This is a genomic window from Grimontia marina, assembly GCF_900060185.1.
GTDB classification, from domain to species: domain Bacteria; phylum Pseudomonadota; class Gammaproteobacteria; order Enterobacterales; family Vibrionaceae; genus Enterovibrio; species Enterovibrio marinus.
In genome coordinates this window covers 36920-52248 of the sequence record NZ_FIZY01000024.1, presented here as the reverse complement: position 1 = coordinate 52248, position 15329 = coordinate 36920, and the positions used below count along the sequence as shown (strand labels likewise).

Genomic DNA, 15329 nt, shown 5'->3' with positions numbered 1-15329 from the left:
AAACAAGAAGACGACACTAAAGCAGGGAGGCGACATGAGCAGTGATACCGTCTATCAGCGTAACAGCATGTTCCGGATGCAGTTTGAGACAGCACAGGACTGCCACGTACTGCTCTACCCGGAAGGGATGGTGAAACTGAGCGAAAGCGCCGCAGAGATCCTGATGCAATTTGATGCGCCAAGCTCAGTAGAAACAGTGATTTCAAGGCTGGAAGACAAATTCCCCGGTGTCGATCTGGCAGATGATGTAAACGAGTTTGTGGAGGTCGCCTGTGACAAAAAGTGGCTCGAAGCCTGTTAATCCGCCACTTTGGCTATTGGCAGAGCTGACGTATCGCTGTCCGCTTCATTGTGCCTATTGCGCCAACCCGTTAAACCTTGGCGATCCTGACGACGAGTTGTCTACAGATGACTGGTTCCGCGTGCTGAAAGAAGGTCGGGATCTGGGTGCGGTGCAGCTTGGCTTTTCCGGTGGCGAACCTTTGATGCGCAAAGATCTGGAACAATTGGTCGCCCACGCCAAAGGGCTGGGTTATTACACCAATCTGATTACCTCTGCGGTCGGACTCAATGAAAAGCGGATTCTGGCGCTGAAAGAAGCAGGGCTCGATCATATCCAAATCAGTTTTCAGTCGGCCGACCCGGATTTAAGCGATGCGATAGCCGGAAAGCGTCACGCTTTCGAGCACAAAAAATCCATGTTCAAAGCCGTCAAAGACAACGGTTTTCCCATGGTAATGAACGTGGTGATCACCCGCCAGAACATTGAATCGATTGAAGCGATTATGGCGCTTGCGATTGAGCTTGAAGCGGACTTCGTTGAGCTGGCCACCTCGCAATATTATGGCTGGGCGCTGCATAACCGCGATGCGCTGCTGCCATCCCAATCCCAAATTGAAGAAGCCGAAGCCAAGGTGAACGCGATTCGTTACAGCCAACAAGGCATCGGGCCCAAATTCATCTTTGTCACGCCGGATTATCATGAATCCCGTCCCAAGCCCTGCATGAGTGGCTGGGGGAACATTTTCCTCAACATTGCGCCAGACGGTAAAGCCCTGCCTTGCCACAGTGCAGCGATGCTCGATTTACCCCATCCAAACGTGAAGGAACACTCACTTTCATACATCTGGCAGGAGTCGGAGAGCTTTAATCACTTCCGAGGATTTGACTGGATGCGGGAACCTTGCCGAAGCTGTAATGAGAAGGAAAATGACTTCGGTGGCTGTCGCTGTCAGGCGATGCTTTTGACTGGCGATCCGGCGAACGCTGATCCGGTATGCAGCAAATCACCGCATCATCATGTGATTGAAGAGGCGGTGGCGAAAGCCAATCAGGGCTGCCACAGTGCAGCGTTAGCGAGAACCGTGAAGAACAGCCAGATAATTCTGTCCGTCAAACCCTGAGGCTTGGTGAGCCACAAGAGTGAGGAACTGCAATGGCGAAACCGCATCCCACTGCGCCAGACTGGCTGCTGTTACCGCCAGATGAACAGCAACTGGAAACAGGCTGGGTTGGATATCGTCATGTCAGCGGTGCCATGCACTGGCATCACGCAGTATCAGAAGAGGACAGGTTAAGCGCAGCGATTGTGTTTCCCACCCCTGCCGACGATGACAGCGGAATCACTCACGCGCTGGAACATATGGTGCTCCGTGGTTCAGCCCGCTATCCCGAACCGGACACCTTTCTCACCCTGCGTGCAGAACTGGCCTTGCTCGAATTTAACGCCACCACCCAGAAAGAAAGCACCCGTTTTCACCTTACCGGATACGACCCCCATTCTGTGCTGCGTGGCATTGGATTCATGGCGGACGCCGTATTGTCTCCGCAGCTTGCCGACGATGATTTTGACGATGAAATTGTGCGGGAAGAAGAAAGTGGCCACGATGGTGCGCTGTTCCGGGAGCTTGGTGAATACATGCGCTATGAGCGTTTTCAGCAATCCACTGCTCAGGCGGTGAGGAGTGAGCCCCGTGCACCGCTTTATGGCGGCATGCCCGAGACTGTGCCACTACTTGATATCAATGATCTTAGGCGTTATCACAATCATTACTATCGGCCGGAATCAATGGTGATCCTCACATCTGGAAATTGGCCCATGGTGGCGTTTTGGCGACAAATTTCCCAATCCCTTAGTAATGTTGGAAAACCGCTGCCGACGGAAGTGCCTGGGCTTTCATTGCTGGCTGACATCGCCCCGGACAAAGACTCGACTATCGAAACTTTATCTTACTCACCACATTGGGCGGCGGCGCTTTATCCCACGCTTTGTTCGCTGAGAAATCAGCAGATGATGAAAGTGCATGGTGCCACACTTTTGCCACTTATTACCGACTTTCAGCCGGTGCCTACTTTGCGCTTTCAGTTGGATTCCAACGCCGATCTAGACGCTCTGTACCGCCATGTTGAGGAGGTGGCAAGGCGCATGCCTTCACGGCGTGTTAGTTGGCAATTCGGCTACTTCTCGCTCCAGCAAGGTCGGGATATGGCCAGGCGTTGGGGCGATGGTCTTCAGCGGCTTTACCATGATTTTTCAGTGACCCCGTTTGCCCCCTCTTTCCTGAAAGGCGATGTCAGTGAGCCGTTGCTCGAAGATACGACGTCATCGATTGCCAATGCAGAGTGGCTTTCTCCTTGTAAATCACTTACACGTATGGCAATCCTATGTCGCTGTAATGCACGGGATGAGGAAACCAAAGCGTCGCTGGAGCGCTGGCTGATCCTCTGTCAACAACGTACATTACGTTGGGCATGGATGCAGGGAAAACCCGTACTGGGTAGCATGGGAGAATGGCATTGTGCCAACGCTTTAGTGCTGGGGTACACTGTGGATCTATCCCTCGAACAGGCCGGAGTCCTACGAAATTTCTGGCACCATCACCTGAGTGCCGATGAAATCAATGTGCTGGACGGCGAATGGCAGTACACCCGAAATGGCATAGAATTTTACGTCACACAAAGTACACCGGTCTTTCGTGCTGGCAGTATCATGGCCAGCCATAAAGACGAAGAAGGAGCGATGCATGTGACGCTCTCGTTTCCCCACTCCTTGGAAGCAGGCGACATCGCGACCTTTGGTCAGGCAGTGATGGCGAGCGACATGGTGAAAAAACGTCGCCTTGGCGGACGTTGTTACAGCTTTGGGGTGTCGATTGATTTGATGACCTATGAACTCGCGTTCGACACAGTGGCAGACAGTGACCCCAGCGTCAGCTTTATCGCTTTGCTAAACGCAATAGAAGGACTGACAGAGCCTTTGGAATGGGAGGATCTGGAAAAGCGTTGTCAGGGGGGCTTGGGTTTGGTGTCTGCGCGTTACCGGAAATCCCATGCCCGTTTCCACACCGCGTTGCTGGAAACGGTAGGGCAGTCAACGGCAGTAGATTTCAGCACAGTCACCCCTGCCAGTCTGACACACCTCGCCACCAGTGTATTGGCTGCGCTCAAACATCCTACCGTACACTGATACCTGAATATCATCGCTTCAGATAGCGGTCAAAATCGATATTGGTGACCCCCACCACTGCCTGAATACGATTGTGAACGCCAAGCTTTTTTAATATCGCAGATACGTGTGACTTCACTGTGGTTTCCGATATATTCAGATCGTAGGCAATCTGTTTATTGGCTGCACCCTGCGCCATAGACTTTAGGACCAGTAATTGGCGGCGTGTCAGTGTATGGAGCATTTCCGATGAAAATTGAGGGTCTTCTTTTCGGCGGTGAGAGTTTTCACTTTCCCCTTCCGCACGGATGATATCAGCAGGCAAATAAACGTGCCCATCCAGAATTTGTTCGAACGCTTCTCGCATCTTTTCACGCGGTGCACTCTTGGCGATAAAGCCCACCGCGCCATAGGCGATGGTTTGCAGGATAATCTGTTTGTTGGTTTCGGCAGAGATAATGGCGACGGGGATAGTGGGGTGCTGGTTTCGAAGCTCAAGTAACCCTTTGAGTCCCGCCATACCGGGCATATTCAGATCAAGAAGGATAAGGTCAAGGTCCGGATTTTTCTCAGCTACATCCAGTGTACGTTCAATGTCTTCCGACTGCAGAATGTCACACTCTTCGAAACGCCCACGTATCACCGCAATCAATGCGTCACGAAACAGCGGGTGGTCGTCTGCAACGAGAAATTTGTACATGATTCAATCCTTTTTAATACTGCAAACACCGCCATCCCGACGCGTGTCACATCAAAAATGACCCGATGAGGAGTCAATGAAAAGCCGTTCATTCCCTAAGGTTTTGCTTGCTATTCAGTGTAGTGACCCTGATTCCATTTGTGTTGGTCTGGGTGTCACATTCTTGAAACTTTTGATATGCAAAGTTTGCAATTTTGTAAAAATCCTTCCTAAGTATGACATTACTACGACCTGCGAGCGATTAAACTTAAGTCATATGCACTCCATAAGGGTGTCATGTTAAGTTGTTTTTAAGTGAGCAGGAGAGCCTATGGTAGCACTTCAACCTTCCACGCAGCACCGTGCTATTTTCAGTGCGGCAACATACCAGTTAGACGCTACCAAAGCAGCACATGAACTGGCGATGCAGCTTGATGATGAAGATATTGGCTTTGTGCTTTTCTTCTGCTCAGCCGCTTACGATCTAGATGCCCTCGGGCGCGAAATGAACCAGGCTTTTTCTCACTGTGAAGTCATGGGCTGCACCACTGCGGGTGAACTGATGCCTTCCGGTTATGCCAAAAGCAGTATCAGCGCACTTGGCTTTTCGCGGCAGGACTTCAAAGTGAGTGGGCAACGGGTTTCGCTTGATGGCTTCGACCTTCAATCTGCACAGCTTTGCGTCAGCGACCTGATGGATGCCTGCCAGCAAGATCTCAAAGCCCCCATCAACACCAATACTTTTGTCTTAACCCTGATTGATGGTCTCTCGCCGAATGAAGAGCGTTTTCTAGTGACTCTAGATACCGCACTTGGCCGTTTGCCTCACTTTGGCGGGTCAGCAGGGGATGATGTCAATCTTGCCAATACCCATGTTTATAGCGAAGGCGCGTTTCACAGCGAGTCTGCCATCGTGGTGATGTTCAATACCCATTGTCCGTTCGAAGTCTTTACCACTCACCATATTCAAAGCCTTGATAGTAAGTTGGTGGTGACGGACGCCGATTGTACTGCTCGCCGGGTTCACGAGTTCAATGCTGAGCCTGCCGCAGAAGTTTATGCCCGTGAAGCCGGTATCTCGCTGCAAGATTTGCGTCCCGAAATCTATGCCCTTCACCCTCTTGCGGTCTTGATTGGCGATCAGTACTACGTCCGCTCTATCCAGAAAGTGAATGAAGATCTGAGCCTTGATTTCTACTGTGCGGTAGACGATGGCATTGTTGTGACCGCTATGCGTCCGGGTGATCTGTTTGCCGATATGGAAGCCAAGCTCAGCGCGATTCAAGAACGGATTGGTGAACCGGAACTCACACTGGCCTGTGACTGTTTCCTGCGGCGCCTCGAGATTGAGCAGAAGCTCATGCGTGATAAGGCCAAGATGATGTTCCGTCGCTTCAATTTTGTTGGCTTTAACACCTATGGTGAGCAGCTCAATGGCATCCATATGAACCAGACCCTGACGGGTGTGATGATTGGTAAACCACCTACTCAACCGCTGGAAATGCCGATGACAGTCGACCGTAAGGCAGGGTGATTAGTGGCTGAAAAGGATGTGTCGCTAGAACAGCAAATTGCCGCGTTGAAGGAAGAAAACGCACGCCAGAAGAAAATGATTGAGGCGCTGGTCAAGCGGGCGGAGCAAGGTGGCAGTGGCCAAGTTGATGCATGGGGAGCATTTCAGCATTCCGTGGTGCTTGCCGATCAGGTGCGTGAAAAGACTGAAGAGTTGAACCATGCGCTGCATTCCATTGAATCCACCAATCGCCAGTTGACCCAGGCCAACCAGCAAGCAGAGCTGGCCCATCAGCGTTTTATCGATGCCATCGAATCTATCTCTGACGGTTTTGCCCTTTACGATCCTAACCGGGAGCTGGTGTACTCCAACAGCCGCTTCCAACTCTATTGGCAAGACAATGCCATCTCGCTCAACACGCCGTCCCTAACCCCTGAAAAAATCCAGCAACTTGCCAAAGACCGTGGTCTGATCGTACGTGAAGTGGCTGGAAACCTGAATGGGCATACATTGAAGTTGCAAAATGGCCGCTGGCTGCAAATCAAAGAGCGCCGGACCAGCGATGGTGGGGTGGTAATGCTCTATTCAGACATTACTCAACTAAAGCTGGCTGAAACCGCGCGCTTCGAGGCGGCCATGGCCGAAAAAAGCCGCATCCTGCAGAACATGGTGGATAACCTGTCCCAGGGGGTATTGATGGTCAGTAATAGCGGCGAAGTACAGGTGTTTAACCAACGTTTCCTCGACATGAGCGGTTTTGAGCAATCCCGTTTGATTGGAGCGCAAATTGAACCGTTAACGGAAGAATCTCCAGTCACATTGTGGCGTATTGGCCGCGGTGGTATCCGCCCACCGGAAGGGATCCGGGTACAAACCCTGCCTGATGGCCGCGTGATTGAAGTGCGTAGCCATGCTATGGAAGATCAGGGCTATGTGAATACATACACTGACATCACCCAGCGTTATCTTGATGCCAAAGAGCTGCGCGAAACCGAGCAGTGGCTGAGGCTGATCACTGACAATGTGCCCGCGCTGATTGCTTATGTTGGCGATGATCTTCACTACCAGTTCACTAACCGTGCTTACGACGAATGGTATGGCTTCCCGCGTGGTGAGCTGATAGGCAAACATATCTCGGTCTCTCGCCGTTCATCGACGTTTGAAGCGTTGCGTCCTTATGTCGAGCGCGCGCTGGATGGCGAGTCTGTGGTGTTTGAAATTGAGGAGTATAACGCCTCTGGAGAAGCGCGTTATGTGGTGAAAAGTTATGTACCGAATCAGGCCTCCAACGGCAAAATCACCGGACTGTTTGTGCTCAACTGGGATATTACTGAACGCAAGCAAAATGCCGAAGAGCTTGAGCAAGCTTACCAGACCATGGAACACCGAGTTCAGGAGCGGACGGCGCAGCTGCAAACCCTGAACGACCAGCTTCAGGATGAGGTGGAAGAGCGCCGTGTGATTCAGGAACGCCTGCTGGAAACCAAGAAAGAAGCCGAGCGGGCGAATCTTTCCAAAACCAAGTTCCTTGCTGCCATCAGCCATGATTTGCTGCAACCGCTAAATGCGGCGCAACTCTATCTCGGTTCTCTACTCAGTCACCGTATGTCGCCATCCGCGAGAAAACTGGTGAGTTCACTGGCGCACTCGCTGGAAGATGTGGAATCCCTTATCACCACGCTGGTGGATATTTCCAAACTCGATGCTGGGGTGGTGCGGGCTGACAAACAATCTTTTCCGATCAGCGATCTGCTCGATAACATCGCCGACGACTTTAGCCACGCAGCAGAAGGTACCAGCGTGGAGGTACGCTATGTGCATAGCTCTACCTATGTCTATACCGACTCTCAATTACTGGCGCGGATTGTCCGTAACCTGATGACCAATGCACTCCGCTACACGCCAAGCGGGAAAATTTTGCTGGGTAGCCGCCGCTGCAAAGAAGGGCTTCGTATCGAGGTGTTGGATACCGGAGTGGGAATTCCGGAAGACAAAAAGAATGAAATCTTCCAGGAGTTCAAGCGCCTTACCTCTGAGCAGGACAAAAGTCATACCCAACTTGGTCTGGGGTTGGCGATTGTCGACAAGATTGCCAGCGTGTTAGGCCATACAGTGACGGTCGATTCTATACCGGGTTCAGGCTCGCGATTTTCTGTACTGGTGCCCTATGGCAGGCCCGAAAGACAAAGCCTTCGTAATGTGGAATCGCTGGTTTCTGATAACAGTGTGGTGCTTCAGGGAGCACGGGTTTGGGTGATTGATAATGACCCGAATATCTGCCGCGCGATGGAAGAACTGCTGCAACGCTGGGGTTGTGAAGTGACGAGTGCCGGTTCGCTTGAAGAGCTGCAAATCAGCTGTGACACGGTGCAAAGTCCGGTAGAGCTCCTGATTGTGGATTATCATCTCGACAATGATATGACGGGGTTGTCCTTGGCTAAATCCATCAATCAGCAGCGTATGCAAAAGGTGCCCACGGTGATTGTGACTGCAAACCGCAGTGAAGAGCTTCAGCATCAGGCACGTGATTGCGGCTATTTGGTTATGCATAAACCTGTGTCGCCGATGCGTTTGAAAATGACCATGGTTCACCTCCTCGCGGGTGAGCAGGCCGACCCTGTTTCTGTTCGGGTCTGTTGACCAGCGAAGGTCAAAAGACTCTAGAATAGGGACGTTTCACAATCGATAGATCCTGCTATGGCACATCGTACGGTGCGGGTCTATGCTTTTCCTAACGAAACGTGTGGTTATTGTTACATCAATGGTGGCGTAACGCTTTGATTTGGCAAGGCAGCAGGAAAGTGCGATGACAAAATCAGAACTTCGTAATCTCTATTCTCAGCAAATGCTGGTGGAGGCCGTAGTCGAGCCATCTCTGTCCAGTGATGGATGGATTGTCGAATTTCGCCATGCCCGTGGTGGATTGGTCCCTTTAACAGATGGCAACGGTATTGAACAATGCTTTGGTGATGTCGATATGGCGACGGAAAACGCATTGGATGTCGGTTTTCATCAGGTACGAATCGTCGACGCCTGATTGACCCGTAGGGTTTCCTTCTAGCAAATATCTTTTGCCAAGCTTTCTATGAACTGTACCTGGTGTTACTCCGGTTTTCTCCTTACCCGCGAATCCTCATAGATCTCAGTTGGACAGTGAATCCGATACATTTCTATATGACCATGTGATCTAACGCAAGGTTATAAAACATGCATTTCTATTCTTTCTAGTTATTACAGCGAATAGCTAATCTATGCTCACGCAATAATAAAGGAATGTCGTGACATGTTACTCAAGGAACTTTCTGCGCTGGCGAGTCCGCTTAATGACCAGCAGATCGGTCAACTGCAGCAGGCTGTGGCAGAGTTGTCGCCACAACAGCTGGCTTGGATCAGCGGTTATTTCTGGGGTTTGAGCCAAACTCCGGCGGCCCAAAACCAAGCTGGGTTGGCGGCTAACCCTCAACCTCTTGCCCAAGCGGTTGCCACTGCGGCGAAACCTGCGGGTAAGCTGACTATTATTTATGCCTCTCAAACCGGCAACGCAAAAGGCGTGGCGGAAGCTTTGGAAGCAAAAGCCAAGGCGGATGGCGTAGAGGTTTCTCTGTATTCAGCAGATGATTACAAACCGCGCGATCTGGCGAAAGAAACCCACCTTATCATCGTGGCGTCGACCAATGGTGAAGGCGAGCCGCCTGACAATGCGATTTCTCTGCACGAGTTCCTGCAATCGAAGAAAGCACCAAAACTCGACAAACTGCAATACGCGGTACTGGGTTTGGGTGACTCCAGCTACGAATTCTTCTGTCAGACTGGTAAAGACTTCGACACTTTCCTGTCCAAACTGGGTGCCAAAGCGATTACACCTCGAATTGACTGTGACGTGGATTACGAAGCGGAAGCAGAAGCTTGGAGCGGTGACGTTCTGGCGAAAGTGAAAGAAACTATCGGCGGTAATGTAGATGAAGTGGTGGTGCCACTGCATGCTGCAACTACTGCGGGTGCGGCTTCTGCCTATAACAAACAAAACCCTTATGCGGCAGAGCTGGTAGCAAACCAGAAGATCACAGGCCGTGATTCAGGCAAAGACGTTCGCCATATCGAAATTGATCTGAGCGACTCAGGTCTGACTTACCAGCCGGGTGATGCGCTGGGTGTCTACTACACCAACAGCCCTGAGCTTGCAGACGAGATTCTCGCGAAAGTGGGTTTAACTGGTGATGAAATGGTTGAAGTGGCGGGTGAATCCCTTCCACTGCGCCAGGCGCTGATCGAGAAGTTTGAGATCACTTCAGCGAACCCACAGCAAGTGGCTGCGATTGCAGAACTTTCTGGCAGCAAAAAACTGCAAAAACTGGCAGAGGACAAAGACAAGCTGCGCCAATACGCCAACAACACCCAAGTGGCTGATGTGCTGGGCGAGAAGAAAACCAAGCTGACCGCTGAGCAACTGGCTGGCCTGCTTCGTAAGCTGACGCCTCGCTTGTACTCGATTGCTTCAAGCCAGGAAGAAGTGGGTGAAGAAGTGCACCTGACTGTGGGTCTGGTGGAGTTCCAAAACGGTGACAACACCCGCTTTGGTGGTGCGTCAGGCTTCCTGTCGCAGCGTGCTGAAGACGCAGAGTCTGTGAAAGTGTTCATCGAGCACAACAACAACTTCAAACTGCCAGCAGACGACAACGCACCTGTCATCATGGTCGGCCCAGGTACGGGTATTGCGCCATTCCGTGCTTTCATGCAAGAGCGAGATGCTCGCGGTGCAGAAGGCAAGAACTGGTTGTTCTTTGGCGACCGTACCTTCACTCAAGACTTCCTGTATCAAGTCGAGTGGCAGAAATTCCTCAAAGACGGTCTGCTGAGCAAAATCGACCTCGCCTTTAGCCGCGATCAAGCTGAGAAAGTGTATGTTCAGCATAAGATTGTCGAGCAAGGCAAAGAAGTATGGCAATGGCTGCAAGACGGCGCTTACCTCTACATCTGTGGTGACGCGACCTACATGGCCAAAGACGTTCATGAAGCATTGATTACGGTTGCCCAGGAGCAGGGCGGTAAGAGCCGAGAAGACGCAGAAAACTATTTGAACGAACTGCGTAAGGCGAAGCGCTATCAAAAGGATGTGTATTAATGAGTGACAAGCAAGTCGTGTTGGGCCAAGAGCTAGGTCCATTGTCAGATAACGAACGTCTGAAGCGCGAAAGTGATTTTCTTCGCGGCACCATCGAGCAGGATCTGTCTGATCCAGTGACAGGTGGTTTTACCGCAGACAACTTCCAGCTGATTCGATTCCACGGCATGTATCAGCAGGACGACCGCGATATTCGCGCAGAGCGTCAAAAGCAGAAGCTGGAGCCGCTGCACAATGTGATGCTGCGTGCCCGTATGCCGGGCGGTATTATCACGCCAAAACAGTGGTTGGCGATTGATGAATTCGCGACTGAACACACCATGTACGGCAGTATCCGTCTGACTACGCGCCAGACGTTCCAGTTCCACGGTGTGTTGAAGCCAAACATCAAGCTGATGCACCAGACGCTGAACAAAATCGGTATCGATTCCATTGCAACAGCGGGTGACGTGAACCGTAACGTGCTGTGTACTACGAACCCTGTGGAATCTGAGCTGCATCAGGAAGCCTATGAGTGGGCGGCGAAGATCAGTGAGCACCTTCTGCCAAAAACCCGCGCTTACGCGGAAATCTGGCTGGACGGTGAGAAGGTAGAAGGCCATCAGGATGAAGAACCGATCCTGGGCTCAAACTACCTGCCACGTAAATTTAAAACCACTGTCGTCATCCCACCGCAAAATGATGTGGATGTGCATGCAAATGACCTGAACTTCGTGGCGATTGCAGATAACGGCAAGCTGGTTGGTTTTAACGTATTGGTCGGTGGTGGCCTTGCGATGACCCACGGCGATACCAGCACTTACCCGCGTAAAGCGGACGATCTGGGCTTTATTCCTCTGGATAAAACACTGGATGTCGCGGCGGCTGTTGTGACCACACAGCGCGATTGGGGTAACCGTTCTAACCGTAAGAACGCGAAAACCAAATACACACTGGATCGCGTTGGCACTGACGTGTTCAAGGCGGAAGTGGAAAAGCGCGCAGACGTGAAGTTCGAAGCAAGTCGTCCGTACGAGTTCACTGACCGTGGTGACCGTCTGGGTTGGGTTGAAGGCATCGACGGTAAGCATCACTTAGCGCTGTTTATCGAAAATGGTCGCTTACTGGATTACCCAGGCAAGCCGCTAAAAACCGGTGTGGCTGAGATTGCGAAAATCCACAAAGGCGATTTCCGCATGACCGCGAACCAGAACCTGATCATCGCGGGTGTGTCGAAGTCTAACAAAGCGAAAATCGAGAAGATCGCGCGTGAGCATGGCCTGATGGATGACGGCGTAAGCGAGCAGCGTAAGAACTCGATGGCGTGTGTGGCTTTCCCAACCTGTCCGTTGGCGATGGCTGAAGCTGAGCGCTTTCTGCCAGGCTTTGTGACCGAGATTGAAGGCGTGCTGGAGAAGCACGGCGTAGGTGATGATCACATCATCTTCCGTGTCACTGGCTGTCCAAATGGTTGTGGCCGCGCCATGCTGGCTGAGATTGGTCTGGTGGGTAAAGCGCCGGGTCGATACAACCTGCACCTGGGTGGTAACCGTGAAGGTACCCGAGTGCCTAAAATGTACAAAGAGAACATTACCGACGCTCAGATCCTTGAAGAGATCGATGCACTGGTTGGCCGCTGGGCAACCGAGCGCAACGACGGCGAAGGCTTCGGTGATTTTGTTATCCGCGCTGGCATTATTGCGGAAGTGAAAGTCTCTAAGAGGGATTTCTATGCCTAAATTTCAACTGTCCGATCTGCTTGGCCGAACCAAGGCTGAGCAAATCTTAGAACTGGCGCCAATCAATGCTGAGCTTGAAAGCATGTCAGCGCAGGAGCGGGTTCGCTGGGCGTTGGAAAACCTGCAGGGCGAGTTCGCCCTGTCATCAAGCTTTGGTATTCAGGCTGCGGTGATGTTGCACCTGGTGACGAAGGAAAAGCCGGACACCCCGGTGATTCTGACAGACACTGGCTACCTGTTTCCGGAAACCTATCAGTTTATTGATGAACTGACAGAGCGCCTGAAACTCGACCTTCGCGTCTACCGCGCAGAGCAGAGTTCCGCATGGCAGGAAGCGCAGTACGGTAAGCTTTGGGAGCAAGGTGTCGAGGGCATTGAGCGCTACAACCGCCTCAACAAGGTGGAGCCAATGCGCCGCGCATTGGACGAGCTGAATGTCGGAACCTGGTTCTCAGGCCTTCGCCGCGATCAGTCTGGTTCGCGTAAAACACTGCCTATTCTGGGTATCCAGAACGGTGTGTTTAAGTTCCTGCCAGTCATCGACTGGACGAACAAAGACGTGCATTACTATCTGAAAGATAACGATCTGCCTTACCACCCACTGTGGGACCAAGGCTATGTGTCGGTCGGTGATGTGCACACTACCCGTAAGCTGGAAGATGGCATGTCAGAAGAAGAAACCCGCTTCTTTGGCCTGAAACGCGAATGTGGTCTGCATGAAGACGACGTGAGCGACGGCGCGGGCATTTAACGTCTAAACAGAACGAAAAAAGCGATGCTAGATAGCATCGCTTTTTTATTGTCACTCGTGACGAATCAATAATTTTTGAACGTACGCTTAACGTCTTTAAAGCACTGCTCTCTGTCTACATTGTTTTGGATTTGGTAGCATTCATCTTCCGCCATTTTACGGCCAACTTCGGCGGTACACCCAGTAATGAGCAACAAGCTGGTGGCGATCAACACGGCTTTCATATCTACTCTCTCAACGCCATTTTTTGCCTAGACTGCCGAATCTTTGATTAATTCGCAAAGTGCATTTCTCAGCCACAGGTTGGCAGGACTATGTTGGTTACGTTTGTGCCAAATTAACTGATGAACAATGTTTTCGCCGGTAAAGGGAGATTCAAGCACTTTAAGGTCGTGGAGCTTAGCGTACTTTTCTGCGAACAAATGACCAGTCATGCCAACACATTCACTTTCCCCAACCAGCGCCATCATGGATGAGAGGGACTCGCACTCTGCGCTGATAATGCGTTCACTGAGGTTTTCCTTTGTAAAATAGTCTGCTGCAAACAGATTTGAGCGTCTGAGCCGAAGCGTGATGTGTTTCTCCGCATAATACTGAGTGGCTGAAATCTTGTCATCAATCCGAGGGTGGCTTTTGGCGCAGATAAGGCGAAGTTCCTCGTTAAAAAGCGGCAGTGTCTGGAACGATTGTCCATTGACTTTACCCACATCTATCGCGAGATCAGCCTTTTGTAGACTAAGCATTTCCAGCAAACGGCTTTCTGTTCGGGGGACTGGATTAAACTGGATTCGGCACTTTTCGAACAATAGACTTTTTTCGACTTTAGGGTGCAGTAACTGCAAGGCCACTTCGTTAACCAATACGTTAAAGGTGCGCTCAGTTTGGGGAGTGAAATGATTAATGTGTAATAAGGCACGGGACATCTGTTCGAGGGCCGGACGAATGTCATTGGCCAATTGAACAGCTGCGTGTGTGGGGCTAATTCCCCTTCCTTCACGGACAAATAACTCCACCCCAATTTGCTTCTTCAGACGTTTCAACGCCGTACTGACACCCGGTTGGGTCATGTTGAGCGATTCGGCCGCAGTGGTTATCGACCGAAGCTCATAAACAGTGAGAAAAACGGACAGCAAATTGAAGTCGGGTTTAGTCATAGTAAATACATAACAATTGATTATATTTTAATTAAAATTGACTTTATTTTTCATTATATGTCAAGGCGGTAATGTCTCTCCATTAGATGAATCACAGATTGCGATGGAGATAGATGATGATTAACCCTTGTGCTGTCCGCAGTGCCAACAAGTGCGTCTTGGATGCTTCCCACCATTTCTTCAGCTCCACCCGCCAAGGCTTGTTACTCACTCCTTTGGTTGCCTTTGGACTCACGTTTCAGGTGCATGCTGAAGAAAGTGACCTGCAGGATATGTCTGACCCGCTGGCCGTATATACGCAGGCGGGCGTTGGAGTGACGAATAATGGTCTGAACTTCAAAATGGGTATGACCTACGATACCGGCATTGATACCACCATGGGGATGAGCATTATCGAACTGAAAGGGCTGTTAGGGGATTTTTTACACCTTGGTGGCGACGACAGTTTTGATTCCGTTCGGTTCCGTAACTTTGGCCTTGATACCCAGACGGGTTGGGGCTCTCAGATTGACATCAGTTGGGATTTCGACAACAGTTTGGGGAGCGCTTCATACAGTAAAATCCGCGCATTGCCAGCAATGGGTGCACTTCAGTTATACCCTTTGGCTGGTGCAGGCTTGACGGTGTCAGACACGGCAGAGATCAGGGGAAATGAACTACCGATTGGCAGTGTGGGGTATGCCATTCCGTCTTCTTACCTTGTTGTAGGGTCTTATTCGAAGCTAACTCTCACCGATGATATCTGGTTGAATTACAACCCGATGTACGTGAACACCTTGAACGACAATAGTTATATGAAAGGGGTGATGGATGGTTGGCATCATGAAGTCGCTGCCAGTTATCAAATCAACCCACGTCAGAATGTTCGATTGTTTGGCAACTTCTCTGATTCAGATATTGCCGGCTCGACCCGTGATTGGCGACTGGAGTTCAACCATCAGTTTTGA

13 protein-coding genes are annotated in these 15329 nt (G+C 51.0%); 10 read left to right on the top strand and 3 right to left on the bottom strand.

Features of this window, described 5'->3' with window-relative positions; genetic code table 11:
- The first annotated feature begins 34 nt into the window (after window positions 1–34).
- From pqqD to GMA8713_RS13540, 3 genes are read left to right on the top strand one after another with little or no spacing between them, the layout of a single operon-like run.
- Window positions 35–301, top strand: a complete 267-nt coding sequence (pqqD, locus tag GMA8713_RS13550; protein ID WP_062710712.1) for a pyrroloquinoline quinone biosynthesis peptide chaperone PqqD — start codon at window positions 35–37, stop codon at window positions 299–301.
- Window positions 273–1403, top strand: a complete 1131-nt coding sequence (gene pqqE, locus GMA8713_RS13545; protein WP_062710709.1) for a pyrroloquinoline quinone biosynthesis protein PqqE — start codon at window positions 273–275, stop codon at window positions 1401–1403. The genes pqqD and pqqE overlap by 29 nt, the downstream gene beginning before the upstream one ends.
- A gap of 32 nt (window positions 1404–1435) precedes the next feature.
- Complete coding sequence (locus GMA8713_RS13540; protein WP_062710707.1) at window positions 1436–3466, top strand: insulinase family protein; 2031 nt, start codon at window positions 1436–1438, stop codon at window positions 3464–3466.
- Window positions 3467–3476: 10 nt separating this feature from the next.
- On the opposite strand, the gene GMA8713_RS13535 is transcribed toward GMA8713_RS13540, so the two are convergent.
- Window positions 3477–4145, bottom strand: a complete 669-nt coding sequence (locus tag GMA8713_RS13535; RefSeq protein WP_062710692.1) for a LuxR C-terminal-related transcriptional regulator — start codon at window positions 4143–4145, stop codon at window positions 3477–3479.
- Between the two features lie 310 nt (window positions 4146–4455).
- Here GMA8713_RS13535 and nosP point away from each other — a divergent pair, with 310 nt between their 5' ends.
- The 6 genes from nosP (at window position 4456) to GMA8713_RS13505 (ending at window position 13228) form a co-directional block, all read left to right on the top strand.
- Window positions 4456–5658: a nitric oxide-sensing protein NosP gene (gene nosP / locus GMA8713_RS13530; RefSeq protein ID WP_062710689.1), complete on the top strand. Its 1203-nt coding sequence runs from the start codon at window positions 4456–4458 to the stop codon at window positions 5656–5658.
- 3 nt (window positions 5659–5661) lie between these two features.
- Complete coding sequence (locus GMA8713_RS13525) at window positions 5662–8277, top strand: NahK/ErcS family hybrid sensor histidine kinase/response regulator (protein ID WP_062710686.1); 2616 nt, start codon at window positions 5662–5664, stop codon at window positions 8275–8277.
- A 166-nt stretch (window positions 8278–8443) separates the two neighbouring features.
- A complete protein-coding gene (locus GMA8713_RS13520; protein ID WP_062710684.1) occupies window positions 8444–8674 on the top strand; it encodes a hypothetical protein in 231 nt (76 codons plus the stop codon).
- A gap of 246 nt (window positions 8675–8920) precedes the next feature.
- Window positions 8921–10759, top strand: a complete 1839-nt coding sequence (locus GMA8713_RS13515) for an assimilatory sulfite reductase (NADPH) flavoprotein subunit (RefSeq protein ID WP_062710680.1) — start codon at window positions 8921–8923, stop codon at window positions 10757–10759.
- Complete coding sequence (gene cysI, locus GMA8713_RS13510) at window positions 10759–12477, top strand: assimilatory sulfite reductase (NADPH) hemoprotein subunit (RefSeq protein WP_046305652.1); 1719 nt, start codon at window positions 10759–10761, stop codon at window positions 12475–12477. Before GMA8713_RS13515 ends, cysI begins: the two co-directional genes overlap by 1 nt.
- On the top strand, window positions 12470–13228 hold the full coding sequence (locus GMA8713_RS13505) for a phosphoadenylyl-sulfate reductase (RefSeq protein WP_002539475.1): 759 nt from the start codon (window positions 12470–12472) through the stop codon (window positions 13226–13228). The genes cysI and GMA8713_RS13505 overlap by 8 nt, the downstream gene beginning before the upstream one ends.
- A gap of 65 nt (window positions 13229–13293) precedes the next feature.
- Here GMA8713_RS13505 and GMA8713_RS27725 read toward each other — a convergent pair whose 3' ends face one another.
- The gene (locus GMA8713_RS27725) at window positions 13294–13452 is read right to left on the bottom strand and encodes a hypothetical protein (RefSeq protein ID WP_198159507.1); all 159 of its coding nucleotides are present in this window, start codon (window positions 13450–13452) and stop codon (window positions 13294–13296) included.
- A 27-nt stretch (window positions 13453–13479) separates the two neighbouring features.
- The gene (locus GMA8713_RS13500) at window positions 13480–14382 is read right to left on the bottom strand and encodes a LysR family transcriptional regulator (RefSeq protein ID WP_062710677.1); all 903 of its coding nucleotides are present in this window, start codon (window positions 14380–14382) and stop codon (window positions 13480–13482) included.
- Between the two features lie 113 nt (window positions 14383–14495).
- Between GMA8713_RS13500 and GMA8713_RS13495 the strand changes: the two genes are divergently transcribed.
- Complete coding sequence (locus GMA8713_RS13495; RefSeq protein WP_232314439.1) at window positions 14496–15329, top strand: hypothetical protein; 834 nt, start codon at window positions 14496–14498, stop codon at window positions 15327–15329.

Bases quoted from the DNA above. Each gene is read 5' to 3' on its own strand.
- pqqD (WP_062710712.1), top strand. From the start codon at position 35: ATGAGCAGTGATACCGTCTATCAGCGTAACAGCATGTTCCGGATGCAG.
- GMA8713_RS13540 (WP_062710707.1), top strand. From the start codon at position 1,436: ATGGCGAAACCGCATCCCACTGCGCCAGACTGGCTGCTGTTACCGCCA.
- GMA8713_RS13535 (WP_062710692.1), bottom strand. From the start codon at position 4,145: ATGTACAAATTTCTCGTTGCAGACGACCACCCGCTGTTTCGTGACGCA.
- nosP (WP_062710689.1), top strand. From the start codon at position 4,456: ATGGTAGCACTTCAACCTTCCACGCAGCACCGTGCTATTTTCAGTGCG.
- GMA8713_RS13520 (WP_062710684.1), top strand. From the start codon at position 8,444: ATGACAAAATCAGAACTTCGTAATCTCTATTCTCAGCAAATGCTGGTG.
- GMA8713_RS13515 (WP_062710680.1), top strand. From the start codon at position 8,921: ATGTTACTCAAGGAACTTTCTGCGCTGGCGAGTCCGCTTAATGACCAG.
- cysI (WP_046305652.1), top strand. From the start codon at position 10,759: ATGAGTGACAAGCAAGTCGTGTTGGGCCAAGAGCTAGGTCCATTGTCA.
- GMA8713_RS13505 (WP_002539475.1), top strand. From the start codon at position 12,470: ATGCCTAAATTTCAACTGTCCGATCTGCTTGGCCGAACCAAGGCTGAG.
- GMA8713_RS27725 (WP_198159507.1), bottom strand. From the start codon at position 13,452: ATGAAAGCCGTGTTGATCGCCACCAGCTTGTTGCTCATTACTGGGTGT.
- GMA8713_RS13500 (WP_062710677.1), bottom strand. From the start codon at position 14,382: ATGACTAAACCCGACTTCAATTTGCTGTCCGTTTTTCTCACTGTTTAT.
- GMA8713_RS13495 (WP_232314439.1), top strand. From the start codon at position 14,496: ATGATGATTAACCCTTGTGCTGTCCGCAGTGCCAACAAGTGCGTCTTG.